Genomic DNA, 26,509 nt, shown 5'->3' on the forward strand with positions numbered 1-26,509 from the left:
TGCTTTATATTTAATTGTATGATAACATCTATTTTCAACACCATCAATCTTATAAAAAATAGCGTAATAAAAGTCATGATTCCACCTAAGAAGCAACTTACTCGCTGACGAACATCACATACTTAAATTAATTACCTCACACACAACCAAAAACGTTTAATGATCACTAGGAAACTTATTCGATATTTTTCCCAAAAGGATTTATTTTTAATCCCCATCAATGGAGTAAGTGTTGACATACAATTTGAGGCTTTAAAAGTCAATAACAAGGCAACATCATCATATGGGTATTTTACAAAAAAAGGCTACCATAGGGTAGCCTCATTCTACTATTATATATTTCAAATTTTATTTTTTATCTGTCGTGGGCTTCTTTTTTGTTGCCGTTTTCTTTACAGTACTTTTTGTTGCAGCTTTCTTAGGTGCAGCTTTCTTAGGTGCAGCTTTCTTTGTTGCCGTCTTCTTTGCTGTCGTTTTCTTCGCTGCACCTTTTTTAGGTTTAGGGCCTTCTTCAACAACTTTCATACAGCCTTCAAAGGTTAACTCTTCAACAACTGTATCTTTAGGAATCTTATAATTTGCTTTTTGATATGCAATATATGGGCCCCAACGACCTTGAATCACTCTTAAATCAGGATCTTCATCAAAAGTACGAAGTAAAGCTTTACGATCTTTCTCTCTTTTCTCTTCGATCAATTCAACAGCCCTATCTAACTCAATAGAAAGAGGGTCATCAACATCTTTTTTCAACGAAACGAATTTACTATCATGTCGAACATAAGGCCCGAAACGACCAACAGCAACTGTAACTACTTTATCTTCATATTCGCCCAATTGACGAGGCAATTTAAATAGATCCAATGCATCTTCTAAAGTAATCGTCTCGATACTCTGACCATGACGTAAACTCGCAAATTGTGGCTTTTCTTCACTATCTTCCTGTGTCACTCCTAATTGAGCCATAGGTCCATAACGACCAATACGCACTGAAACAGGCTTTTCGGTCTTTGGATCTATACCCAATTGACGTTCTCCTGTTGATCTCTCCGAATTTTCAATGACATCCTCAATTATCTCGTGAAATGGCACATAAAATTCATCTATCATCTCGGTCCAAACTCTTTTTCCTTCAGCGATCTCATCAAATTCCTTCTCTACTTTTGCAGTGAACTTATAATCCACAATAGAGTCAAAATTCTTCACCAAAAAGTCATTTACAACCAAACCTATATCCGTAGGAAATAATTTCCCTCTCTCAGCACCAGTGATCTCAGTACATGTTTCGGAATGGATACCTCCATTTTTCAGTGTCAACATCTGATACTCTCTCACAACACCTTCACGATCTTCCTTTACAATATAATTTCTATTCTGGATTGTTGTGATCGTTGGAGCATAAGTAGAAGGACGTCCAATACCTTGCTCCTCTAATTTACGAACTAAACTTGCTTCCGTAAAACGAGGAGGTTTTTGAGAGAAACGTTGTGTTCCCACTATCTCTTTTGGTATAAGATCCTGACCTTCACTTAATGGAGGAAGCAATCCTTTATGGATACTGTTTTCTTGTGTTTCATCATCTGTCGATTCTAAATATACACTCAAAAAACCATCAAAAACTAATACCTCTCCTGTAGCTATAAACAACTCATCACTACCAGAAAATCCTATCTTTACCGTAGTTCTTTCCAATTTAGCATCAGCCATTTGGGAAGCAATAGTTCTTTTCCAAATCAATTCATAAAGCTTCTGCTCCTGCGGTGTTCCATCCACCGTTGATTGATTCATATAAGTAGGACGAATAGCCTCATGAGCCTCTTGTGCACCTTTTGCTTTCGTCTTGAAAGTTCTTAAGTGATGATAATTTTCGCCATATTTATCTACGATTGCATCTTTCGATGCATCTAAGGCTAACTGCGACAGATTCGTCGAATCAGTACGCATATAAGTAATTTTCCCTGCCTCATATAACTTTTGAGCTACAGACATGGTCATGCTTACAGGAAAACCTAACTTACGACTAGCTTCTTGCTGTAGTGTCGAAGTGATAAATGGAGGAGTTGGAGACTTCTTGGCAGGTTTTTTCACAATCGAATCGATATGAAAATTAGCACCATTGCACTTCTCCAAGAATTCTTGGGTTTCGCCGTGAGTCTTAAATCGTGTACCAAGCTCAGCTTTCAACTCGGCCTTACCTCGCTTTGGATCTTCAGTATCAAAAACGGAAGTCACACGAAAGGCAGATGTCGGTTTGAACTTTTGTATATCTCGTTCCTGATCGACAATAAGCCTTACAGCAACTGATTGTACACGTCCAGCTGAAAGCGATGGTTTCACCTTTTTCCAGAGCACTGGAGAAATCTCGAAACCTACCAATCTATCTAAAATACGCCTGGCTTGTTGTGCATCTACTAAATTTAGATCTAGCAAACGAGGGCTCTCAATAGCTTTAGTAATCGCACTTTTGGTAATCTCATGGAATACGATACGATTGGTTGAGTCAGGACTCAAACCTAGTACCTCCATAAGATGCCAACCGATAGCTTCCCCTTCACGGTCCTCATCGGAAGCGATCCATATAGTCTTCGCTTTCTTCGCAGCTTTCTTTAATTCGGCTACGACCTTTTTTTTATCTTCTGAAACCACATAACGTGGTGTATAATTATTGTTCAAGTCTATCCCAAAGTCTTTTTTATCAAGATCTCGGATATGCCCGAAACTTGACATGACTAAGAAATCTTCTCCAAGAAATTTCTCAATTGTCTTTGCCTTGGCTGGGGACTCGACTATTACCAGATTTTCTTCCTTCATCTGAATCGGATTTGAAATATCAGCTAAAATACTAACTGCAAAGTAAAGAAAAAGCAAAACGTTGATCAAAAAAACGTTCGCGTTTATTACAAAATAACAAAAATAACTGTTTTAAGAATGCAAACATACAATAATTTCAACATCTTGAATATAATTAATTATCTTTGAAAAATTGGATAATAAAGAATCAAAAATGAAAGAACAGATCACTTCTTTTAAGAAATACATCATCATATTTTGGGCTATTATTGCTAGTGGGATCATTGGACTCATTATTTTCTTCTACGGCATATCAGTCGGTTGGATGGGATATATGCCAACCCTTGAAGAACTTGAGAACCCACCAAACAGCTTTGCATCAGAAGTATATTCTGAAGATGGAGTATTGTTGCGAAAGTTTTTCTTCCGAAATCGCTCAAACGTTGACTTTAATAGTATTAGCCCTTCAACAGTAGAAGCATTAGTAGCGACTGAAGATGCTCGATTCTTTGACCATTCAGGCATCGATCTTATTGGATTGGTACGTGTTGTCAAAGGGGTTGTTACCGGAAATGATAATGCCGGTGGAGGTAGTACACTTTCTCAACAGCTGGCTAAAATGTTGTTTCCCCGAGAGAAATTTGATCATAAATGGCAACTAGTAATTCGTAAATTTAGAGAGTGGGTTATTGCTGTGAAACTTGAGAGGAATTTCACGAAAGAAGAAATTATTTCTATGTACTTAAATAAGTATGACTTTCTTAATCTTGCAGTTGGCATCAAATCGGCTTCTCGAATCTATTTTAGTACAACCCCCGATAAATTATCATTCGAACAGTCTGCGATGTTAGTCGGGATGGCTAAAAATTCAGCCCTTTACAACCCACTCCGTCGCCCTAAAATGGTGAAAGAGAGAAGGAATGTTGTACTATCTCAGATGTACAAATATGATTTCATCAACACGACAACAAAAGATTCTCTTCAAAAACTCCCTTTAGGGTTAAAATATCAAAAAGAAGATTTTAAAGAAGGAGTTGGAACATATTTTACAGAATATCTAAGAACAATCATGCAGCATAAAAAACCAGAAAGAAAGAATTATGCTTCATGGCAAGATCAGAAATTCAAGGAGGACCTTAATGAGTGGAATAAAAACCCACTGTTTGGTTGGTGTCATAAAAACCGTAAGATGGATGGAAGCCCATATAACCTTTATCGCGACGGATTAAAAATACATGCAACACTTAACTCAAAGATGCAAAAGTATGCTGAAGAAGCTGTTAAACATCATCTCTCTAAAAATCTTCAACCTGCATTCTTTAAGAATTTAAAGCATTATCAACACCCTCCTTTCTCCAATGATTTAACACCAAAAGAGAGAGAGCGTATCTTGAATATGTCTATTCGTCAAAGTGAAAGGTATCGTGTACTAAGAAGTAAAGGCAAAAAGTTTGAAGATATTCTTACGATATTTGACAAGCCTGTAGATATGTCTGTTTTTACGTGGAAAGGGGATGTTGACACCATTATGTCTCCCCTCGATTCTATTAAATATGACATGAGCTTCCTTAGATCTGCAATGATGACTTATGATTCTAGATCTGGACATATCAAAGCCTATGTTGGAGGACCAAACTATCGACACTTCATGTACGACATGGTGAAAGATGGGAAACGCCAAGTAGGATCAACGGTGAAACCATTTCTTTATACATTGGCTATGCAGAATGGACTAACACCATGTACTAAGGCATTAAATATCGAGTACACATTTACACTTCCAGACGGTTCTACTTGGACACCACAAAATGCAGGGTCAGAACGTTATGGTGAAAATGTAACCCTAAAGTGGGGACTTGCAAATTCTGTTAACAACATTTCTGCATGGATAATGCGTCAGTATAATCCAGGTGGAATGAAGGAAGTGATGAAAAAGATGGGTATTACAAGTCGTATTGACGCAGTACCTTCCATGTTTCTTGGGACCACCGAAATATCAATCTATGAAATGGTAGGGGCATTTGGTTGCTTCTCAAACAAAGGAATCTTTACGAAACCGATATTCGTAACCAGTATCGAAGATAAAAATGGTAACATTGTTGCTGACTTCGAACCATTTAGAGATGAAGCAATAAGTAAAAATACAGCCTATTTGATGATCAATCTTCTACAAGGGGTTATCAATAGAGGTACAGGATCAAGGCTTCGTTGGAATAAAGAGTATGGCCAATTTACTGCTGCTATGGCAGGAAAAACAGGCACGACACAGAACCATTCTGATGGTTGGTTTATGGGGGTAACTCCTGAATTAGTTACTGGTATTTGGACAGGTGCCAATTTGCGTAGTATCCACTTTGATAATATTCGTATGGGACAAGGTGCTAATCTTGCACTCCCGATATATGGTTTCTATATGCATAAAGTCTATGATGACCCAACTTTAGGATATACACAAGATACCCAATTTGAAAAACCTGCCGGATTTAATATCAATATTGACTGTGATCAAGACGTTGAAAAAGAAATTGAAGAACAGACAAATACTGTTATTGAAGATGAAAGTACAGACTTCTTTTAAATCATCACAAAAACTGGACAAATAGAGTAAAACAATTCATTTGTTCATATTTTAGGATCCAATCATTCAATTCCTTTAATGATTGGATTTTTTTTTCTATATTGCGTAGTATCAGGGAAAAAACACTTGTATCTTACTATTTATTTAGATGATATAGTGTTGGGGAATTCCGTTCAAATCGGAAGCTGTACCCGCAGCTGTAAGCTATTCACAGTTCATATATAATTTTCTGTAATTGCCCTACATTATCCACTGTCTAGTGTAGATGGGAAGGAGTAGATCGCAAGATAATAGTAAGCCAGAAGACCGACCTGATAGGAAATGCTTTCGGGAGTAAGAGTGATAATATTGGGATACGATTACACCATTAAAAAAGCAAGAGGTTGCTGCCATAACCTCTTTCCGAAAAAATACTGTTTACTAAAGCCGAAGGTTACCTCCATAACTTTCGGCTTTTTTATTGCCATCCAGACCAATTCACTCCATCATTAGAGACCCAGTCTATATTATAAATGCATAATAAAGCTGCCGTTTAATTAACATAAATTGATATATTTACAGCAATAATTAACATTTAGAAGATCTAATGAAGAATATTGCATATTTAATCTCTTCTACCATCTGGATACTAATCTTGACTTCAAGCTGTAAAAAAGATGTTACGAATGAGTATGTCACCAACGAAAAACCACAACTAGGCTTAGAGTGTGTCTTTTCTCCCAAAAAACCATGGAGTATATACCTATTTGAGACCTCTAAGTTTAATGAACAAGACAAACAAACAAACGAACCCAATGTGAGTAGTGTTGTTATTATTGAGGATGGTATAAAAGAGATCAATCTCACCTACAATACTGAAAACAAATGCTATGAAAGTGACCTTCACCCTAAGGTTGGTTCTCACTATAAGCTGATCATTGAACGACCTAATCTTCCGACAGTAACTGCTGAAGATATCGTTCCTGCAAAATTGGAAGTCGAGATTGTTGATTTCCATTTCAAGAAGAAGAGACAACATGTAGAATCGAACTATTTTATTGATACTTACTGTTGTGATTTAAAAATTAAAAGCCATTTCAACAGCCATTCTTCTATAATTATAAGAAAATCTACTCACCGTAAAACAGCACATGCATTTCAGGTTAAAGACAATTATAAAAAAGAACTACAAAAAAGAGGCCTGAGTAAAGAGATGATACACCTCATTGAAAATGTGTCAGGCAATCACCATTTCTGGGGTGGCTTTAACGATATATCGGAGTATGCAACGAGAGATAGAAAAATATATGCCCCTAATCTTTCGGAAGAAAAGATAAAAGCTTGGGAAGAAAAGTACGGCAATTGGATTAATCCATATATCTATGAACTGCAAGATATTATTCCCATTGTATACAAAATGCGCAAGGACGAAAACAGTAAAATTTTTTCGAATAATATTATCTTCTCTAGCAACAAAAACTTTGTGAACTGTCTAATAGGCAACCTGGATCACTATCATGGACAGACCTTAAACATTAATTTCGAGCAATATGACGAAGATTATAAGTGCTATCTAGATAAAGAAGATATACTTAGACGAAAAGGTTGGGAACACTATGAAGTGAAACTCTTGATCTCTCACCAAAGCCCTGTGTTAAACCGATATTTTAAGAATGCTCAAATACAACAAAACATCAAATCAAAAATGTTTGCTCCTATCATACAGGTACAAAGCAATGTTAAAAATGGCGTAGGGATATTTGCTGCTGAAAACACCACGGAAGCTGCAGTTTACTATTATAAAAGATATTATTAGATTCTATGAAAACAATCACACTACTTAAAACCATATCCACCATGGTTTTAACGCTATATATACTACAAGTATCTGCTCAAAAGAATGATATCTCAGGGATCATTAGAGATGTGGAAACAAAGGAGCCAATCATAGGAGCTACGATCTATGCCAAAGAGATAAAACGAGGATCTGCCACCAATTCTGAAGGTTATTTTTTATTAATCTTGACCTCTAAGCAACAAGTTACTTTAGATATCAGATGTATTGGCTATCAAACTCGAGAAATCATCATTACCCCTTCTTCGAATCAACGTTTAAACATAAGCTTAACACCAATATCGATCACAACAGGGGAAGTACAAGTAGAAGGAGCGAGAGCTATTAATAGCTTAAGAAGCACACAGACAAGTGCACACTCCATTTCTCCAATAGAAATAGAATACTTACCATCCTTAGGGGGAGAGAAAGATATTATCAAAGCCATTCAAATGCTTCCAGGAGTTACAGGAGGGTCTGAAGGAAGTAGCGACCTAGTCGTAAGAGGTGGTAGCCCTGATCAAAACCTATTCCTTATTGACGGAGTTCCGATCTATAATGCATCGCATGTCCTTGGACTCTTCTCTATTTTCACCCCTGAAGCGGTAAATAATGTAGACTTCTATAAGGGAGGGTTCTCTTCCAATTATGGAGGGCGGTTATCCTCGGTGGTAGATATATCAATGAAAGAGGGGAATCGTGATCATATCACAGGGGATATTTCTATTGGGACCATATCAAGTAAAGGTATTTTAGAAGGCCCCATCAATAAAGGCAAAGGTGCTTTCTTTATATCGGCACGTAGAACCTACCTTGATCTTTTGTTGGCCCCCTTCCTAAAATATCAATCCGATGAAGGTAATAGTGAAATGGATGCCACCAGCGTATCTGATTTCAAACTATACTTCTACGACATCACAGGAAAGCTAACCTATCAAATTGGTAGCAATACCAAAGCCTTTTTAAGTGTATACAATGGAACAGACGTCACTGGCGGAACAATTCATGAAGATATGGAAACCGAAGATTATACACAGGTATATTCCAACGATAATGATATACAATGGGGAAATTTAACTACATCTTTAAGATTTAATCATCTATTCTCTAGCAGAAACTATGCGAACCTCTCATTTTATACTAGCAGATACAACTATGAAACCAACCTGACATCCAAATATACCTATACAGATAAGACGAAGGGAAACATTGATGACAATTCAAATACAGTGCAATACCTATCTAAAGTTGTAGATTGGGGGATAAAGTATGACCAACACCATGTACTTAATCAATCAAGTAATATTACATGGGGAGCGAGTGCCATTTATCATCAATTTACACCAGGAAAGACTACCCAAGACTTGATCAACAACAATGAGGCAGATACTTTCGTAAAGGGAGCTCCGGAACAAAATACAAGTGAAATCAATGGATTCTTACAATGGGAATTAAATGCAACGGATAGATGGAAGACAAGTGTTGGACTTCGTTATTCACTCTATCATACGGACAATAAAACATTCCAGAGTATTGAACCTCGTCTATCCATTCGGTATCTTGCAAATGACAAACTATCATTTAAAGCATCTTATGATCAGATGCAACAGCCAATCCACCTTCTTGCACAAAATAGTTTTACAATGGGAACCTCTATTTGGGTACCTGCAACATCAAAATTATCTCCTGGAAGAAGTCAACAGATCACTATTGGTACTTCCCTACAGCTATCTCCCCAGTGGATGTTGACAGTAGAGGGTTGGGGTAAAAGATTAAAGAATCAAATAGAATTCCGTTATGGCTCTTTCGATAGCTCTGAAAACTGGCAAGATGAAGTCACTTCTGGAAAAGGACGAGCTTATGGATTAGATGTCCTCTTACGAAAAAGAACAGGTAAAACGACAGGATGGATATCCTATACATTGAGTAGAAATGAACGTCAATATGATGAACTGAACAACAAAAAGTGGTATCCATATCGATACGACAGAACCCATGACTTAAAAGTCGTAATGCAACATACTTTTTCTAAGAAAGTAAGTCTCGGAGCAAATTATCTACTCTCATCTGGCTACCCATTTACAATTCCAAAAAGCTTTTACCGTACTAATTTAGTTCAATCTGACTTTATGTCTAATGATGCTAAAATTGCTGTAGTACCTGAAGTTAATAGTAATCGTATGAGGAGTTATCATCGTCTCGACTGTTCTATATCCTTACGAAAAGAGCGAAAAAGAGGAACAAGAACATGGTCATTCGGAGTCTATAATATATATGCAAGAAAAAATCCATTTAACTATACTGTTGACTATACTTGGGATAAACACAGACTAAGAATACGTGAATATTCTCTTTTTAGTATTATTCCGAGTGTGACTTATCGTTTCAACTTCAAATAAGCACAATTGATCTAATCTTATTCTAAAACTCATTTAAATAACTTCCAGATCAACTATCCATGGTTGATCTGTAAGTTGTTTGATTTACAATTATTTATGAAGAAAACTACTATTACATTATTATTTGCATCATTAGCTTTTGTAAGCTGTAAAAAGGATGTAACCAACGAGTTTATCAAGGATAGTATCTCACAACCTCTAGTCGAGTGTGTATTATCCCCAAATGAACCAATAAAACTCTACCTCTCTGAAACTGCAAAATTTAATCAATCTTCAATAGCTCCGAATATTCCTACACCCAAAAGCATTACCATAACAGAAGATACGACACACGATATTACCCTCGAATACAACGCTGATTTAGAATGTTTTTTTAGCGAGATCTCTCCTAAAGCAGGATCACACTATGTTTTAAATATCGAGTTACCAAATAAACCAGCAATTTATTCTGAGTGTACGGTTCCGCTTACTCCAAGTATTAAGGATTTCAAACTATACACCGATAAATTAACATTTAAAGAAGATGAGTATTCTAAGATGGAGGCCTTCAAATATTCTTTTAAACTTAGTCCAACAAGTACATTAAAGAGGTATGGAGTAAATATCACAAGCATTGTAGAAGAAAGATACTTTAGCCATGTCTTAATTGATGAGACCACAGTACAAAAACTAATCGACCGAAATGAACCTCAGATATTTATTGATGAGATTAAAGAGATATATAGTTATGGACATCGTAAAATAAATCAATCCTCCATTAATTGTATTTCGAACAATGTCGCACTCTTTACCACTCGAATTGACCCCAAGTTCTTCCCTTCAGAACCAAACACGAATAGCGCATTAGAGATTGCTTATTTCAAAAGCCTTGAAGATATCCTCCCAATCCACTATTATTACCATATAGATGACTATGATAGAAACAAAAGGAAAGTAAGAAGTTATGATGCTTTCTTCGAAAAAACTACATCTAACAGTAATGGTCTCACAGGTAGTTTAAAACACTATAACGATGATGAGATTACTATTTACTCCGAATACCACTATGGAATGAGACCAATAAAGAGTAGTGAGGAAAACATCAAAAAAATAATCAATAAGCAGGAAGCAAACATGATGATCTCCTACCTTTCATACAGTCTGTATGAATATGAAAAAGGAGTAAGAAAGCAAGCTGGTTCTGACGATGATATGTTTCCGCCTCTCGTCCCGTTACAAGGAAATATTATCAATGGAGTAGGTGTATTTGGAGCAAAAAGCACACAAAAGGTCCCTCTATTTGAATTTGGAATTTAATAACAAACTTCATTATACTGTCCTATTTTTCACTCATACATGAATCATTTATGAAAACATTACATCTATATATATTCACCATCATCTCCTTCGCGCTATCTCTTAATGTGTCGGCACAGTCCACCACAATATCTGGGTTTATAAAAGACGAAGTAAGTAAAGAACCAATTGTTGGAGCGACAATATTTGATCCATCAAGTTCTAAAGGATGCGCCACAAATTCCGAAGGATATTTCTCAATGTTTTTACCAGCGAACAAAATAACACTCGTTATTAGATCTATTGGCTACTCCACAAAAGAGATTACCGTAAGTTATACGGATAACAACCCAATAAACATACTAATCACTCCTAAGACGATTACAACAAAGGAAGTCAAGATAGAAGGGGAACACAAAATTACAAGTATTCGAAGCATCCAGACTAGTGCACACTCCATTTCTCCTATTGAACTTCAGTCGTTGCCCTCTTTAGGTGGTGAAAAAGATATAGTGAAAGCACTACAGATGCTGCCTGGAGTAACAAGTGGATCTGAAGGGAGCAGTTCACTTGTCGTAAGAGGAGGAAGCCCAGATCAAAACCTATTTCTAATTGATGGAGTACCAATCTATAATGCTTCTCATATTTTAGGACTTTTCTCTGTATTTACTCCAGAAGCCATCTCTAATGTAGATTTTTATAAAGGAGGATTTCCAGCACAATATGGTGGACGTCTATCATCTGTAGTGGATGTTTCTATGAAAGAGGGAAATAGAAATCATTTCACTGGAGATATCTCTATAGGAACCATATCGAGCAAAGCATTAATCGAAGGACCTATCAACAAAGGGAAAGGAGCATTTATAATTACAGGAAGAAGAACTTACTTTGATATTCTAGCAGGTCCATTCATTAAGAATCAAAACAACTTTAGTAGTGGTGAGTGGGAGGACAAAATGACCAAACTCAAACTATTTTTCTATGATGTAACTGGCAAATTAACCTATCAATTATCTCCCAAATCCAAACTATTTGCTAGCTTCTATAAAGGAAAAGATCGTTCTGGGTCAGAGTTTGAGGAGAAAAAAAATGATAACAGTCAGTTCTTTAACTATGGACAGGACATACAATGGGGGAACACTTCGGCCTCATTAAGATGGAACCATATACACTCTTCTAACTACTACAGTAATTTTAGAGTTTACATGGCACAATACAAATACATGACAACTAATGAAAGTGAACAAGCTAGTCAATATAATAATACAAGTTCCTATAAAACAGAATATTCATCTATCGTAACGGACTGGGGGTTAAAATATGATGGACACTGGCTGGCCTCGGAAAAGAGTAAGATAAATTGGGAGCTAACAGGTATATATCACCAATTTACACCTGGAAAGAGAGAACAAAATTCAAGCAATAATGGGACATCTCAAACTATCGAACAAGGATCTGATGATCTCTCTACCAAAGAGCTTGGCTCATCAATAGAATGGGAAGTGGACCCCGTGAAGAATATTAAAGCAAGGGTCGGGCTGAGATATTCATTATATCACACCCAAAACACCACCTTCCATAGCTATCAACCCCGCATCTCCTTGCGCTTCATGCCTACGCATTTTCTTTCATTAAAGGCATCATACGACTATATGCAGCAACCAATTCACCTACTAGCCCAGAATAGCCTTGATCTAGGAGCATCCATTTGGGTCCCCGCTACAGATAAGGTAAGCCCAGGGAAAAGTCAACAATTAACAGTCGGTCTATCCATACAATTATCTCCACAATGGTTATTCTCAGCAGAAGGATGGACTAAAAAACTAGAAAATCAAATAGAGTATCGCTATGGTTATTATGATTCATCATCCCATTGGGAAGACGAAATCACTACTGGACAAGGAAGAGCATCAGGAATAGATTTCTTAATTCGCAAAAGAGAAGGAAAAACAAGAGGTTGGATCTCTTACACATACAGTAGAAATGAACGCCAATTTGATCAGTTAAACAATGGACAATGGTACTCATATCGCTACGATCGAACCCATGATTTTAAAGTGGTAGCACAACACAACTTTTCGAAAAAAGTAAATATTGGATTAAACTATATTCACTCTACAGGTTACCCATTCACCGTCCCTGAAAGTTACTTTTCATCTAAAATAGTAAAAGACTTCTGGGATTCTAGCAGAAAGGGGTACGTTGTTTCAAGTATCAATAACCAACGAATGAATAGCTATCATCGTTTGGATCTATCTATCTCTTTCAATAAAGAGAGGCGTAAAGGTACAAGAACATGGACTTTCGGAGTCTACAATGTGTATAATAGAAAAAACCCATATAATTATCTTATTGATTATCCTGATGCAGAGAGAATCCGTATTAGAGAATATTCAATCTTTAGCATTATTCCAAGTATAACCTATCGTTTCAACTTTAAGTAATATCAGTTATGTCGCATGAATCATAAATTCATGCGATATAAACACCCAATAGATAGTAAACACGAAATAATTAGTACACTTAGCACTATTACATATAATGAATGACATATTGATTACGCTTCCATTAAATTTCCAAGTTCATTTAGTTCTAGCCGAAATAGTGTAATAAGATATATGCCTTGAGTTGCCGAGTGTATATTTATTCCATTACTTTACCCTCTCCCAACACCTATTTTACAGCTCCACGTAAAAAGAAGTGCGCTATTACCAACAATTTTGCTTACATGCTTGATAAAGGCAACCAGATAATGTTTTCTTGATGACATTCAATCCCAAGATATTATTAAAATGCACAACTTATAGTGGATATCCATAGGTTTTCTCCGTAGTTTGTTGATACTTGATTCATCAAAAATGTTAAATAAATGAATATCCTATGATGATAATATCATAAGGCTTTTTTTTAGCTCACGGTCAATCTATAATCGAATATATACATATTCATAATCACAATCCTATCTACATCTTAACAATCATTTGGGATATCAATCTCCCAAATAGTTGTTAAGATGTAGATATTTTAAAGCAAACAAGCTCTTTTTTCTCAAGTTAAGATATTCACATCAATCATTGTCATACGAATCAGCATTAGATATTATATTATACAGCATAAAAACAGTGTTTTTAAACTCTTCACACTAATTCTATTTATAAATTAAGAGCTCATCATTACACATTGCACAAAAGCTAACCCACTGTGCAATATTGATTACCGTACAAATTTGCGCAAAGGAAACTATTTGCCAACAAATATCTTACACTATAGCAACTAAAATACAACCTCTTACACAAATCTTTATCATTCCGAATTAAATCTTTTTTTACTATTATTGTAATCATTTGATCATAAAACCCTTTATAAAATTCAATTATTAAAATAGGAGCGACCAATTGCTTTTTTTATGAATCTAAACAAAACCCTATCTATGACAATCTAAAAAGTATTGCCCTATGACATTTCTAGAACATAAAGAAAAGTTAGAACACCTGCTAGAGTTAGTAACAAAAGGAAGATGTTTCGCACTTCAAGATGTAGCAGAAAAGTTTCAATGTAGTAGAAGAACTGTGAAAAGAATGCTATCTCAACTTAGACATGAAGGACACAATATCTCATACTGTCCATCTTCCAAACGATTCTATCTAGAATGAACAAGTAATCTTATTTTATAACATTCAATCATTTATAAAATATCAAGACCTAAAGAGGGGGAATATCTGATATTTAAAATGTAGCAACAACACAAACTGATATTGTGATTAACAACTTGTTATAGAATAAATCTTTCTCTAAAGTAATGGTAGACAAGGTCAAAACAGTATCGAAACTGTGGATGATAAAAATGATCTACTGTAAAGATTTAGAATTAATCTTTATAATAATTAAGCTCTAGAGAACATTTTTTACATGAAAAAGAAGGAGGGGGACATTTTTTGTCCCCCCTACCTCTTTAATTTGTAATAGTTAATGATAGAGAGTCTGGCGACACCTCTTAAAAGTAGCCTAATTAAACTTGAATAATTATGAAAGTAACTAAATTATCAAGCAAGCAAAACCGCAAAGAGTATGTAGCTGCTGCGGGATGTTGTTGTAGTTGTTGTTGTAGTTGTTGTGTATCTGTAACAACAAATGCATAACAAAACTTAGTCCTTACAAAAGGTGTACTCTTTTGTAAGGACGCCTAAACAAATCTCTTTTATTATATAAAATAGTTCACGATACAATTCTAGCTAATTAACCTTTTCACATTAAGTTATCTACAACAAGATAACTATTAATTCTATATACTTATTGTCTTTGTGACCGACAAATAACCAATATTTAGGTTATATGAGTATAGGCCCAAAGAACAGAATCCCACACACTAAATCTAAGACTATGATGAACAAGTACGATATCTTTAAAGATGAAACACATCAGTGTTATCAGCTTAGGACAAAAACACAAACCTATTTATTAGAGTTTGATGAAGAGGAGAAAGAAAAGATCTTTCTAGATATAGTACAAGAGTTGCAAAACAAACCATCTTTAAATCTTAAAGCGCTTAAGGGAAAGTTATCAAAAACGCATCAAGACGATGCAAAGATCTTAGAGGTTCTATCAATTCTTAAAGAGTACCAGCTGCTATCCTATGAAATGATGACCGATTTAGATCCGACATCCACAGAAGCGGAATACATTCCCAATGGCACACATGATAAAAAGCTTGCCATAATTGGAGAAGGAGATATCACCGATAAAATAAAGCGGTTAGCCAAAGAGCATAAATTTAAAAGCATAAAAACCTTTGACTACTCTCCGAAACAAAAGATAGAGAATATTATCAACGAATTTGATTTCATTCTTGTTGATGCATCCCATTGGTCACCTTTTCATCTCGAGCAGATCAACAAATTTGCATTAAAAAGTCATACACCATGGCTATTTATAGGAGGTATTGAAGAGATGTCATTAAAGATCGGACCTCTTTTTTATGGAAAAGAGACTGGATGTTACGAATGTCTTATCAGCAGATATAAAAGTGCACACGACTACCCAGACTACTTAAGTAGTTATGAAACCCATTTAAAAACACATCAAAAAGGGAGTGTAAGGGAGCAGATTCCAAATATGCTTATTGCTGAAAACATCATTGCAAATATCGCAATGACCGAAGTATTGAATTTCTTTGACACATGGGCACTTCCCAATACGTGGAGAAACATTATTGATATCAATTTCATGACCTTACAGTCAGAACATCATGCACTTCTAAAAAAGCCATATTGTGAATCTTGTAAGCCTGAACTAAAATATAATACAGCCCCTTGGCTTGAACCAATCACCCTTAAATAGTAAGATATGGCTGTTACAACACTTGTTAATGTATTAAAAACAATATCGTCGGAAGTAGGAATACTTCAACACGTCGTAAGCTCAACCAGACTCAATGGAGATCCCAAACTACAGGGGTGGGGAATACTTCCTTCAGATACTCGATATTTGAACGCCGAATCTTTTGGAGGACAAAGTGCAGGATGTGCTACAGAGTGGGAAGAGGCGATGCTTGGAACTATTGGTGAAACCGTAGAGCGTTATGCACCGACCTTTCATAACCCAGAAGAAGAGATCTTCAGCAGTTATAAAGATTTAGATAAAAATGGTATTAATCCGAGCGAGTTTGCTCTTTTTCACCACAGCCAGTACAAGACATTTGAAGAGAGAGGGATGCCTGTTGTTCCTTTCACAGAAGATACTGAGGTAAGGTGGTTTCCGACCTACGACCTTACCGATGGGGAAGAGAAGTGGATTCCTGGACAATTCATATATATGCCTTTCCGTAAAGACCCTAAGTTCATTACCATGAACACCTCTACAGGATTGGCAGCACACACCAACTATCATAAGGCCATTTTAACTGGACTCATGGAGGTGTTAGAAAGAGACAGCTTCGTTATTACGTGGTCACAAAAGATTGTTCCACCAAAGATTGTTATCGATGATGATATTCAAAGATATCTTGATGATAATTTCCCTACTAAATATGAGTGGCACTTCTTCAACATGACCTATGACCTAGGAGTACCTTCTGTATTTGGGATCTGCTTTGGAGAGACTGAGTTTGGTAAATTTGTTGCTATTGGAGGATCTACTAGAACAACTTTTGGAGAAGCCGTAAAGAAAACAATACATGAAGTAGGGCAAGCAATCCCATTCTTTAGATACTCCTTAGAGTCTCGAAACGATTGGGAACCAGATGATGATTTCACCAAACTTTTCGATTTCGATGACCACTCCCTTCTATATGTCAAAAGACCTGACTTATGGGGAGAGTTCAATCGTTGGACAGATGCTCCTGAATCATTCGAAATTGATTTTAATGAAGTACCCTCAACCAATGATATAAAGACCATACGAGAGGTTACCAAAGTCTTAAAGAAAAAAGGATACAATGTATTGGTAAAGGACCTTACCACTCCAGATCTTAGACAAATAGGATTCTATAGCATCAAAGTATTCGTACCTCAACTAATACAGCTTGCAGGGGCTTACTTACTATATTATCATGGTGGAAAACGCCTCTATGAAGTACCCAATGCAATGGGATATAACGCTAATGATTTTGATAATTTAAATCCATTTCCACATCCATTCCCTTAAAAGTGACAACCTATGAATATCAAAGAAATAAGAAACAGGTATCAAGAGAAAGATGGAGGTATGTACGGCAAACGTAATATCGAAAACTCTTTGGCCATGTTATATCACGAAAACAGCAAATTTACCACATATTCGGCACGTATTGAAGGTCAAAAGATCATGGGATTCAATAACGAGTTTGTTAATAAAAGAGCATATCAACCTTATAAATGCTATCCAAACACAACTCGTATTGACCTGAATGACTACAAAAACACGCCTCTAAAAAAAGACTTAATCTCGGTTCTAAACCAAAGGAGGAGTGTACGTCAATACAATGATACATACAAGATCTCTCTAAGTGAGATTACCACATTACTCTATAACTCATATGGAGTAAGCAACCAACAAAAGCTAAATAATGTTGGTCGAGATGCACATATGGGCTTAAGAAATGTTCCATCGGGTGGAGGTCTATTTCCACTAGAGGCATACCTTGTTATTCAAAATGCACATATCCCATCTGGACTTTATCACTATCGTTCCGATATCAATCAATTGGAATGTCTCAAAGAGGGTGATTTTAAACAAGATCTTGCCAACATAATACAAGCAGAGCCATATGTACAGATTAAAGACGCATCGATGGTTGTACTCCTCACAGGAGTTGTAGAGCGCTCTATCATCAAATATGGTGAAAGGGGATATCGATTCATGCTCCAAGAGAGTGGTGAGGTTGCACAAACACTATCAATACTAGGCGAAGCATTAGACCTTGGCTCCTGTATTCTTGGTGGATATTTAGATGACAAAGTCAACTCATTTATTGGAATAGATGGAGTCTTCGAGTCCATAAATAATGTGATTGTATTTGGAGGTAAAACAAAATAATCGATGGCATATGGAAAAGATGATACAAATAAAAGACCTTCATTATAAAGTTTCGAATAAAGAGATCCTGAAAGGTGTCGATCTAGAGATTAACGAAGGTGATATTTTTGCACTACTTGGTGTCAATGGATCTGGGAAATCTACCCTAATTGATCTTGTACTTAAAGATATATCTCCATCAAAAGGAGAGGTGATCTACAGCAATAAGATAAGTCCAAAATTCGATAACGTAGGGGTTGTATATGATAAGCTGCCTCTCTTTATGGTATTCACTGTAGACGAAACCATCAAATATTTTTGTGCCATTTACAGAACCTCATTTAAGGAGATCGAGAAGAGGTACTATCGTCTTTTCCAGCTCACGGAGATCCGAAAGTCTCTTGTAGAGAAGCTATCTCATGGAGAAAAAAAACGACTCTGTCTGCTCCTATCAATACTTACTCCGAAAGAGTTATTGATTCTTGACGAGCCCTTTGCCAACCTTGACCCTCCAATGATAGAGTTGATGTGGAAAACATTAAAAAATGAGAGTCAAACCATATTCTTCTCTACTCACCATTGGAAAGAAGTACAACATGTTGCAACCAAGGTTGCCTTTATTCATCAAGGGCATATTATAGGCCAAGTTGACTCTCCTAAGAATATTCTATCTCAATTCGATAACAAAAAGGTAGTAATCAGTAGTAGTGCAAAGAGTGAACTATTAATGGAAGAGCTAAAGACACAACAACACTACCTTTTAGATGAAGAGATCCATCTACTACAGTCTCCTGAAAATGGAGCTCTTGATTTAGTGACAAAACACCAAATGAACTACTCAATCCAAGATGTAACGATTATCGATGCCTATCTTTTTGAAGGCAATAAACTAAGATAACTATGGCTAAGATTATTTTTTACTCCATATTCTACCAAATTAAAGCTTCGCTACGTGTCAAACAGTCTGCGTTCTTTTCTTTGGTTTTTCCTATCTTCCTCTTTCTTGTTTTTACCAACCTTTGGTCTCAAGGAGATGAAGAGTATGTAGCATTTCTATTCACAGGAGTGATAGGTTCCACCATCGCTAGCGATGGACTATTCGCAGTAGGTCCCGTGGTAAAAAGTTATTATAGCACAGGACTTTTACACTACCTCAGGAAGATGCCTTTCAATATCCTATTCCATTTTATGGGGCTAATAATCAATCGGTTTTGTATGCTATGCATGACCTTTATGCTTCTATCCATAGCCTCATATCTTAGTTTTGGTTATCTACCTTCACTACTTCAGACAGGGCAGATATTTATTGGAATACTTATTGGTATAACAACTTTCTCATTTGTTGGTTTGTCTGTCACATTCATCGGATTAAAACAGGAGTCCAATTTTAGCATGATGAACTTGATATACTTTATCGTACTATTTACAAGTAATGCCTTTTATGTTGTTGGTGATTTTAATAAGGTGATGAGTACTATATCAAGTGTCCTTCCTCTAAATCCAGTGTTAGAACTGTTGCGTACAGGAAAGTTCTCTATTAGTCTATTGTTATGGCTGATCATACCAATCATTCTATTCTCCTTTTTGTTCAAAAAAATCAAATATCGCAGATGATCGTAGTTAAGATACTGATGGTAACAGCAGTTATCATGCTGCTTCATGAGCTTGGGCATGTTATATCAGCAAAACTAATGGGACTGCCAATTATAGACTTTGGAATAAAATCGAAACCATATCCACATCTATATGTCTCTACGGAGCGACCTTCAAACGATACACAAAGGTTTATATACCTCTCGGCAGGAATGATATCCACCTTGATATGGTGTGTTGTACTATGGTCTCTAGGTTTTCTTTCTTACCCTTTCATCATGTGGGCATTTATACTAGAACTTGCCTTAGAAGCCAACCCTTTCTATTCTGATATCACCATCGCTTTGATTGCGATAAAGATACGTAAGAAGGGATTAATTAATCCTCATGAATCAGAATACAATAGGGTGATCAAAGACCATCAATTTTCAATACAGTGGTACATTCATTTTACCCTATGGACAATACTAGTAGTGAGTCTAATTAAATATGGAAAACTATTTGTCTCAATGTCATGAAAAAACAGACTCATATCATAATGGCATTTTTTTTATGCCTATCGACTTTTATCTCTTTAGGACAACATACAGACAAAGAAACAAGCTGTATGTTCCAAATACAAGAGAAAGCAGACAGTACTATTGCTAGTTGTTTTAAAGAAAAAAATGACAAAAACCTATTGCCACTAATCGAGAGACTTCGACTAGAATATAAGAAACAACCTGTCGACCTCAATCTATATTGGCAAGGATATCTACAATATTTTCAGTCTATCATAAAACAGACCAATGGAGATAAAAAAGGGGCCAAAGAGTGCATAAATAACGCATATAAGACATTAGATAAGGCCAATCAAAAAAATTCTGAATCCTATGCCTTAATGGCACTCGTTCGCAGTTATAGTATAAACTTCAATCGCTTTAGTGTCATTTTCATATCAAGAGATGCTATTGGTTTTGCCAAGAAAGCGATAAAGATGGAACCCAATAACCCTAGAGGTTATTATGCAAGAGGCAGTCATGAATTCTATACTCCCTCATCCATGCGTAAGAATAAAGATGCTGAAAAGTGGCTTCTCAAAGTAATAGAGCTGAGTCAAAACAGGCAAGCCAACCCTTTCACCCCTTCATGGGGAGAACAGGAAGCCTATGAGCTACTCATCAGGCTATACCAACAGACTGGTGAAGAGCTGAAAGCAAAAAAAACATTACATAATGCATTAAAGAAATATCCGAATAATTATCAATTTAAGAAACTAGAGGGAGCATGAGTAGATGGAGAGGAATTGCATGTTTATCACTACTATTAATAACAGTTTCAGCATGGGGGCAGAAACGAGAAAATAGACCTACACAGTGGATCGAAGGAACCATTGTCGACAATATCACATCAAGTCCGATAGAAGATGTCGAGATTGCAGTCAAGGGGATGCAAGAAGAGTCTGTAAAATCGGATTCTATCGGACACTTCAAAATTAGTGTTCCAATTGGGAGACAACACATTATACTATCTCATATTAGCTATAAGTCAACCATAGAGACACTTCTTTTAAACACCGCCCAACCCAAGCAAGTCGTATGGTCTCTCGACTTGAGACCGGAAAATCTTATTGACGAGGTGGTCGTAAAAAGTTCAGTTCCAAAGAGTGAAGCCCAAAACAAGATGGCTTATGCCAGTGGTCGTATGTTCTCTGTGGAAGAAGCAAACAGATATGCAGGCACATTAGGTGATCCAGCTCGTATGGCACAAAGCTACGCTGGGGTCAATGCTGCCCAAGACGAACGCAATGATCTGATCATTCGTGGAAACTCCCCTATTGGTGTACAGTGGAAAGTGGATGGTTATGAAATACCTAATCCAAATCACTATGGAGGTATCGGATTAACAGGCAATAGGGTGACACTACTCAATATGAACCTAATGACAAACTCTGACTTCCTTACTGCCGCTTTCCCTGCAGAATACAGCAATGCACTTGCTGGAGTTTTCGATCTCTCTTTCGAGAACAGACAACCTAAGAATCAGTTCTGGGGACAGGTCGGATGGAATGGATTCGAAGCAGGAGCCAAAGGCCCAATTAGTAAAAATGGAAGTTATATGGTCTGCTATAGATACTCATTTCTAGATGTCATGAAAAAACTAGGGATGAATACCAAGATAGATCCTAAATACCAAGATTTCACCTCTAAATTAGTAATACCTCTAGGTGAAAAAATAGATCTATCTTTACTTACGTTGGTAGGTAACAGCTCATTTACGCGAGATGATCACAACAACCTCTCGGCCATTGCTACTAAGGGACAATATCTCAATACAAGTGCCGACATGCTCTTTCAGGGAGCCAGCATAAAGTACCAATGGAACAACCAAAATCATATCACTTGGAGAGCATCTTACCTAGACAATGGAGTGAAAACAACTTCCGAATGGTTCAATAAAGAGAGTGATCATAGAACACCCGAATGGGACGAAAACTCTACCCAGAAGAGATATGCAACAGCACTAGACTATCAATTCAACAACTATCAAAACCATCTACTACGCATGGGCGTCAAATGGGATAGTTACGATGCCCATTTAAAACAATCAGGCCATGATGCATCTTTACAGTTCCGACCACTTACCAACCATAAAGATTGGCTACACCTTTTTCGCATCTACATCCAAGATGCCATCAAGATCACCCCTACACTACAAGCAACTTTAGGATTAAACTACCAATATCTTCTATACAACAATAGTTATAGTATAGAACCTAGAGCAGCACTAAAACTGCAAACAGGAACTCGTAGTTATGTCTCATTAGCATATGGCAGACATGCCCAAATACAGCCATTCACTACCTATTTTACGGAGTCACTTGATCAATCACTACCCAACAAAAACTTAGATCTATCCAAGGCCGATCATTTTGTACTAAGTTATAATCAAAACTTAAGTACCTATCTGAATTTAAAGGTAGAAGCATATTATCAACACCTGTTTAATACTCCTGTGGAAAACAATCCGAACTCCATATTTTCTCTCATAAATACGGGAGCTGCCGACTATATTCCAGCCAAAGACAATCTCGTTAATGAGGGATTGGGAAGAAACTATGGTGTAGAGATGACACTAGAGAAGTACATGCAGAACAACTACTACTATATGATTACGGGAACCCTTTTTCGATCCCAATACCAGACACTTGAACAGAAATGGAGGAGTAGTGCTTTTGATGCCAAATATATGCTCAACCTATTAGGAGGATATGAACTATGGACCACCTCCACCTTTGCTATTGGCGCCGACTTAAAAGTGACTTTTGCAGGAGGTAGACCATATATACCAATAGATGAAAAAGTATCAAAAGAGACCAATACCATCATATTGGATGGAACACATGCTTATGAACAGAGGTATAACAACTATTTCAGAACAGACCTCAAACTATACTATCGACAGAACCTCTCAAAGGTATATCTTGAGTTTGCTGTGGATCTACAAAACATCACCAACCATAAAAACATTGACTATCAAAGATATGATATAGCAGCAGGCAGATACATTAACTATTACCAAACCATGTTCTTTCCGATGTACACATTTAAAGTTCTATTCTAAATCCTTTACCTATGAATCGATATCACGCTTATATACTCCTCTGTTTTTTTATCGCTCCACTCTCTTTGTGGGCGCAAAAAACATGGCAAGGAAAAGTGGTTGATAAGAATAACCAACCACTCTTTGCCGTTAATGTATATCCGTTATCCGATCCAACGAAAGGGAGTGTAACCGATTTCGAAGGTAACTTTTCATTAAACCAAACCAGTGCCAACGATAGTCTTGCATTCTCATACATTGGCTATAAAACACATATTATTTCATGTCAATCTATCGAAAATAGTCCGCTACGCATCACACTACAAAACAATGTACAAGAGTTAGATGAAGTACGTGTGTTGATGAAAGACCCTATATCAAAGAAGTTCTCAGTAAAAAAGGTGGATAAGATGGAGATATATCTTAATCCCGTTTCTCAAGGTGATGCACTGAAATCGGTAACCAGTTTACCCGCATCTACTTCAACCGATGAAACTGCCAATCCATCTCTACGTGGTAGCGATGACGCTCGAAGCCGTGTGTTTCTTAATGGTGTTCCTATTTACAACCCCGTAAGATCCACCAACCTTAGCAATCAAGGGTTTTTTAGCATATTCAACACCGAATTAATCAATGAGCAGTATATCTATGCAAGTAATCCACCTCTCACCCACGGAGATGTCAGTGCTGGAATGATAGATATTCAAACTCAAAAGAACCTTGAAGAGAATCAGCTACAACTCTCCGCTGGAATACTCAATACAGGTTTTCTCCTCTCTCAGAAAATCAAAGGAGATAAAAATTTTATCCAACTATATGGCAACCTTCAATTCTCCAATATATACCTATCGATACAACAAGAGCAGTTGCCAGATACCAAATCGTTCGACAGCAAAGACATCGGAGTATATAGCCACCTGCAACTTTCGCCCAACCTAGAGTACAGTTTATACCACTACTACCTAGACGAAGGATATGAAGGAACAGACCATCAAGTAAACATATCTGGCAATGTAAAGAGTGGAAGCAAACGTTGGTTTGATATACAATCTCTATCATGGAGTAAAAACAAATGGAAGATAGAAGGACATTTTGGATATGATACATCGGATAAATCCTATCAATTTGACACCATGACTTCCGACGCCACAACATCCAACCTATTTGTTGGAGGGGATATAAAATTCCAACCAAATAGATGGCTTTCACTTCAGACAGGAGTATCACATCTGGAACAAAATTATTCCGAAACAAGCAAAAACAGCTTCTGGATGAATATGATATGGAAAGGACAGAAAGATCCAAATGCTTTAATTGACACGAAAGACCGTAAGAGCGAATATTATGGTTTTGCGAACCTTTCACTTAATAAAAATATATCTTTCAGTATAGGGCTTCGTAGACCCATTAATTACCACAACAACTACACCTCAGTTCAATCTGCCGTAAGTATAGATATCACATCCAAAAATCATCTACTGATCAGTGGAGGTAAATACTATAATACACTGCCATCCTCCTACTATCATTATCAGTTTGACCAACAGGAGAGTAAACAGATCGCCGTAGATTATACCTATACAAATAATCAAACCACTATTGGTGCCGCATACTTTATCAAAGAAGAGAAGGGGGGAAGCTACATCCAGTATAACCAACCTATCGACAAACAGAACATACAAGGAGTAGAGTTCTCATGGAAACAGAATATTGGATCTAACTTCATGGCCCACTTGGCCAACAGCTGGATCCAAGACCAGATTGAAGTAGATGGAAAAAAGTATGATGGATATAAAGATTTAAGCTTCTTTATAAAGAGCTCTCTTCAATACACCAACCGCCATGGCCTCTCAGTAACCCTATCCTATCAAGCCCGAGAGGGTTCTCCTTATACTGCTATTACTGATCATCAAACAATACATGGCATAGAGGTGCCAATCTATCAATCCACGTACAATACAGAGAGGTTTAACAACTATCAACGTTGTGACCTGATGCTAAGTCAATATATCCCTATCAAGAGACATACCATTATCTGTTTTGCCACAATAAATAATCTCCTAAACCAGAAAAACACAGCCTCCATCTATTACGACCCAACCTTTCAACATCAATATGAAAGCTACTACACGCTTAGAACATTCTATGCAGGAGTCGTTTGGCGATGGAACTACAAGAAGTAGTTCCTGTCACAAATAGTAGATGATTTAAAATACACCAAGGTCTGAATGATTCGGATTCTCATTTCTATCACGTTTATAGATCCTAAACCATAAAACATAACACAAAACAATATACACGATTGTTGCATATAAATCATATGCATGGAAAGTTGCAATAGAATAAAAGATAAGCAAAGACACCGTGCCACTAATAAACATAATTCGTTCACTATTCAACACCTTTCGCTTACCTTTGGGAAACATAGTCGGAAAAACAAATATCGTAGACATAATCACATTCCCTATAAAACCTTGATCCTCTTTCCAAGCATAAAGTGCCATAATCACACCAAAAACAACTATCCAAATACCAAAATTCTTTAGATTAAAATTAGGATCTTTCTTCATATACATTTAATTTAGGTCAAAATACAATCTTTAAAAGATATTACTCCTATCTCTTCAATGGATCTACAATATAGTAAATACAATTAAAAAACTAAAACAAAACTGAAATTGACTCTTTCAGATATTTGGTGGGATACCCATACGGAGTTGCAACCAAATCATCAATACAACGCTATTTTCTCCAATCAAATATACGATAAACAAACCATCGTTCATTGTAGGTTTAAGCTTTTTGAACCCGTTATTATAATATTATCATAAGAACAGTGAACGACCTAAATAGGGTAATTCATTCTTTATGTACCCCTTAGGAACACGCAGCTCCAGCTCGGAAACAGAATCGATTGCAATCACACTCCTGTATTCTCCATGCCACATATTGCCTTCACCAAAACGAGTAACATAGAAGAGTTTAGATGCC

17 protein-coding genes and 1 riboswitch are annotated in these 26,509 nt (G+C 36.6%); of the genes, 15 read left to right on the plus strand and 2 right to left on the minus strand.

The window, feature by feature from the left end; all coding sequences use genetic code 11:
- Positions 1–348: 348 nt before the first annotated feature.
- Positions 349–2,808, minus strand: a complete 2,460-nt coding sequence (topA, locus tag K5X82_11315) for a type I DNA topoisomerase (protein QZT35882.1) — start codon at positions 2,806–2,808, stop codon at positions 349–351.
- Positions 2,809–3,001: 193 nt separating this feature from the next.
- Here topA and K5X82_11320 point away from each other — a divergent pair, with 193 nt between their 5' ends.
- From K5X82_11320 to K5X82_11390, 15 genes are all read left to right on the plus strand, one after another.
- On the plus strand, positions 3,002–5,365 hold the full coding sequence (locus K5X82_11320; GenBank protein ID QZT35883.1) for a transglycosylase domain-containing protein: 2,364 nt from the start codon (positions 3,002–3,004) through the stop codon (positions 5,363–5,365).
- 129 nt (positions 5,366–5,494) lie between these two features.
- Positions 5,495–5,695, plus strand: a riboswitch (cobalamin riboswitch).
- A 256-nt stretch (positions 5,696–5,951) separates the two neighbouring features.
- On the plus strand, positions 5,952–7,160 hold the full coding sequence (locus tag K5X82_11325; protein ID QZT35884.1) for a DUF4249 domain-containing protein: 1,209 nt from the start codon (positions 5,952–5,954) through the stop codon (positions 7,158–7,160).
- Between the two features lie 5 nt (positions 7,161–7,165).
- A complete protein-coding gene (locus K5X82_11330; GenBank protein QZT35885.1) occupies positions 7,166–9,577 on the plus strand; it encodes a TonB-dependent receptor in 2,412 nt (803 codons plus the stop codon).
- Between the two features lie 96 nt (positions 9,578–9,673).
- On the plus strand, positions 9,674–10,873 hold the full coding sequence (locus tag K5X82_11335) for a DUF4249 domain-containing protein (protein QZT35886.1): 1,200 nt from the start codon (positions 9,674–9,676) through the stop codon (positions 10,871–10,873).
- Between the two features lie 50 nt (positions 10,874–10,923).
- The gene (locus K5X82_11340; protein QZT35887.1) at positions 10,924–13,296 is read left to right on the plus strand and encodes a TonB-dependent receptor; all 2,373 of its coding nucleotides are present in this window, start codon (positions 10,924–10,926) and stop codon (positions 13,294–13,296) included.
- A gap of 1,011 nt (positions 13,297–14,307) precedes the next feature.
- The gene (locus tag K5X82_11345; protein ID QZT35888.1) at positions 14,308–14,505 is read left to right on the plus strand and encodes a helix-turn-helix domain-containing protein; all 198 of its coding nucleotides are present in this window, start codon (positions 14,308–14,310) and stop codon (positions 14,503–14,505) included.
- 727 nt (positions 14,506–15,232) lie between these two features.
- Entirely contained in the window at positions 15,233–16,189 is a 957-nt protein-coding gene (locus K5X82_11350) for a TOMM precursor leader peptide-binding protein (protein ID QZT35889.1), read from the plus strand.
- A gap of 6 nt (positions 16,190–16,195) precedes the next feature.
- The gene (locus K5X82_11355) at positions 16,196–17,494 is read left to right on the plus strand and encodes a YcaO-like family protein (GenBank protein QZT35890.1); all 1,299 of its coding nucleotides are present in this window, start codon (positions 16,196–16,198) and stop codon (positions 17,492–17,494) included.
- Between the two features lie 12 nt (positions 17,495–17,506).
- Positions 17,507–18,364, plus strand: coding sequence for a SagB family peptide dehydrogenase (locus tag K5X82_11360; GenBank protein ID QZT35891.1), 858 nt, complete (start codon positions 17,507–17,509; stop codon positions 18,362–18,364).
- A gap of 10 nt (positions 18,365–18,374) precedes the next feature.
- The gene (locus tag K5X82_11365; GenBank protein QZT35892.1) at positions 18,375–19,241 is read left to right on the plus strand and encodes an ABC transporter ATP-binding protein; all 867 of its coding nucleotides are present in this window, start codon (positions 18,375–18,377) and stop codon (positions 19,239–19,241) included.
- A 2-nt stretch (positions 19,242–19,243) separates the two neighbouring features.
- Positions 19,244–19,957, plus strand: a complete 714-nt coding sequence (locus K5X82_11370; GenBank protein ID QZT35893.1) for an ABC transporter permease — start codon at positions 19,244–19,246, stop codon at positions 19,955–19,957.
- On the plus strand, positions 19,954–20,454 hold the full coding sequence (locus K5X82_11375; GenBank protein QZT35894.1) for a hypothetical protein: 501 nt from the start codon (positions 19,954–19,956) through the stop codon (positions 20,452–20,454). The genes K5X82_11370 and K5X82_11375 overlap by 4 nt, the downstream gene beginning before the upstream one ends.
- 20 nt (positions 20,455–20,474) lie before the next feature.
- Positions 20,475–21,206 (plus strand): hypothetical protein, encoded by a 732-nt coding sequence (locus tag K5X82_11380; GenBank protein ID QZT35895.1) that lies wholly within the window; start codon positions 20,475–20,477, stop codon positions 21,204–21,206.
- Entirely contained in the window at positions 21,203–23,539 is a 2,337-nt protein-coding gene (locus tag K5X82_11385) for a TonB-dependent receptor (protein ID QZT35896.1), read from the plus strand. Before K5X82_11380 ends, K5X82_11385 begins: the two co-directional genes overlap by 4 nt.
- Before the next feature lie 11 nt (positions 23,540–23,550).
- Positions 23,551–25,701: a carboxypeptidase-like regulatory domain-containing protein gene (locus tag K5X82_11390; protein ID QZT35897.1), complete on the plus strand. Its 2,151-nt coding sequence runs from the start codon at positions 23,551–23,553 to the stop codon at positions 25,699–25,701.
- Positions 25,702–25,725: 24 nt separating this feature from the next.
- Here the strand turns inward: K5X82_11390 and K5X82_11395 are convergent, their stop codons facing one another.
- Positions 25,726–26,088 carry a hypothetical protein gene (locus K5X82_11395; GenBank protein QZT35898.1) on the minus strand — a complete coding sequence of 121 codons (363 nt, stop codon included), beginning with the start codon at positions 26,086–26,088 and terminating at the stop codon, positions 25,726–25,728.
- Positions 26,089–26,509 lie beyond the last annotated feature (421 nt).

This window comes from Prolixibacteraceae bacterium, assembly GCA_019856515.1.
Taxonomy (GTDB): Bacteria; Bacteroidota; Bacteroidia; order Bacteroidales; family Prolixibacteraceae; genus Halosquirtibacter; species Halosquirtibacter xylanolyticus.

What these genes read in the sequence shown, in the direction of transcription:
- topA (QZT35882.1), bottom strand. Translation starts at nt 2,808, where the DNA reads ATGAAGGAAGAAAATCTGGTAATAGTCGAGTCCCCAGCCAAGGCAAAG.
- K5X82_11320 (QZT35883.1), top strand. Translation starts at nt 3,002, where the DNA reads ATGAAAGAACAGATCACTTCTTTTAAGAAATACATCATCATATTTTGG.
- K5X82_11325 (QZT35884.1), top strand. Translation starts at nt 5,952, where the DNA reads ATGAAGAATATTGCATATTTAATCTCTTCTACCATCTGGATACTAATC.
- K5X82_11330 (QZT35885.1), top strand. Translation starts at nt 7,166, where the DNA reads ATGAAAACAATCACACTACTTAAAACCATATCCACCATGGTTTTAACG.
- K5X82_11335 (QZT35886.1), top strand. Translation starts at nt 9,674, where the DNA reads ATGAAGAAAACTACTATTACATTATTATTTGCATCATTAGCTTTTGTA.
- K5X82_11340 (QZT35887.1), top strand. Translation starts at nt 10,924, where the DNA reads ATGAAAACATTACATCTATATATATTCACCATCATCTCCTTCGCGCTA.
- K5X82_11345 (QZT35888.1), top strand. Translation starts at nt 14,308, where the DNA reads ATGACATTTCTAGAACATAAAGAAAAGTTAGAACACCTGCTAGAGTTA.
- K5X82_11350 (QZT35889.1), top strand. Translation starts at nt 15,233, where the DNA reads ATGATGAACAAGTACGATATCTTTAAAGATGAAACACATCAGTGTTAT.
- K5X82_11355 (QZT35890.1), top strand. Translation starts at nt 16,196, where the DNA reads ATGGCTGTTACAACACTTGTTAATGTATTAAAAACAATATCGTCGGAA.
- K5X82_11360 (QZT35891.1), top strand. Translation starts at nt 17,507, where the DNA reads ATGAATATCAAAGAAATAAGAAACAGGTATCAAGAGAAAGATGGAGGT.
- K5X82_11365 (QZT35892.1), top strand. Translation starts at nt 18,375, where the DNA reads ATGGAAAAGATGATACAAATAAAAGACCTTCATTATAAAGTTTCGAAT.
- K5X82_11370 (QZT35893.1), top strand. Translation starts at nt 19,244, where the DNA reads ATGGCTAAGATTATTTTTTACTCCATATTCTACCAAATTAAAGCTTCG.
- K5X82_11375 (QZT35894.1), top strand. Translation starts at nt 19,954, where the DNA reads ATGATCGTAGTTAAGATACTGATGGTAACAGCAGTTATCATGCTGCTT.
- K5X82_11380 (QZT35895.1), top strand. Translation starts at nt 20,475, where the DNA reads ATGGCATTTTTTTTATGCCTATCGACTTTTATCTCTTTAGGACAACAT.
- K5X82_11385 (QZT35896.1), top strand. Translation starts at nt 21,203, where the DNA reads ATGAGTAGATGGAGAGGAATTGCATGTTTATCACTACTATTAATAACA.
- K5X82_11390 (QZT35897.1), top strand. Translation starts at nt 23,551, where the DNA reads ATGAATCGATATCACGCTTATATACTCCTCTGTTTTTTTATCGCTCCA.
- K5X82_11395 (QZT35898.1), bottom strand. Translation starts at nt 26,088, where the DNA reads ATGAAGAAAGATCCTAATTTTAATCTAAAGAATTTTGGTATTTGGATA.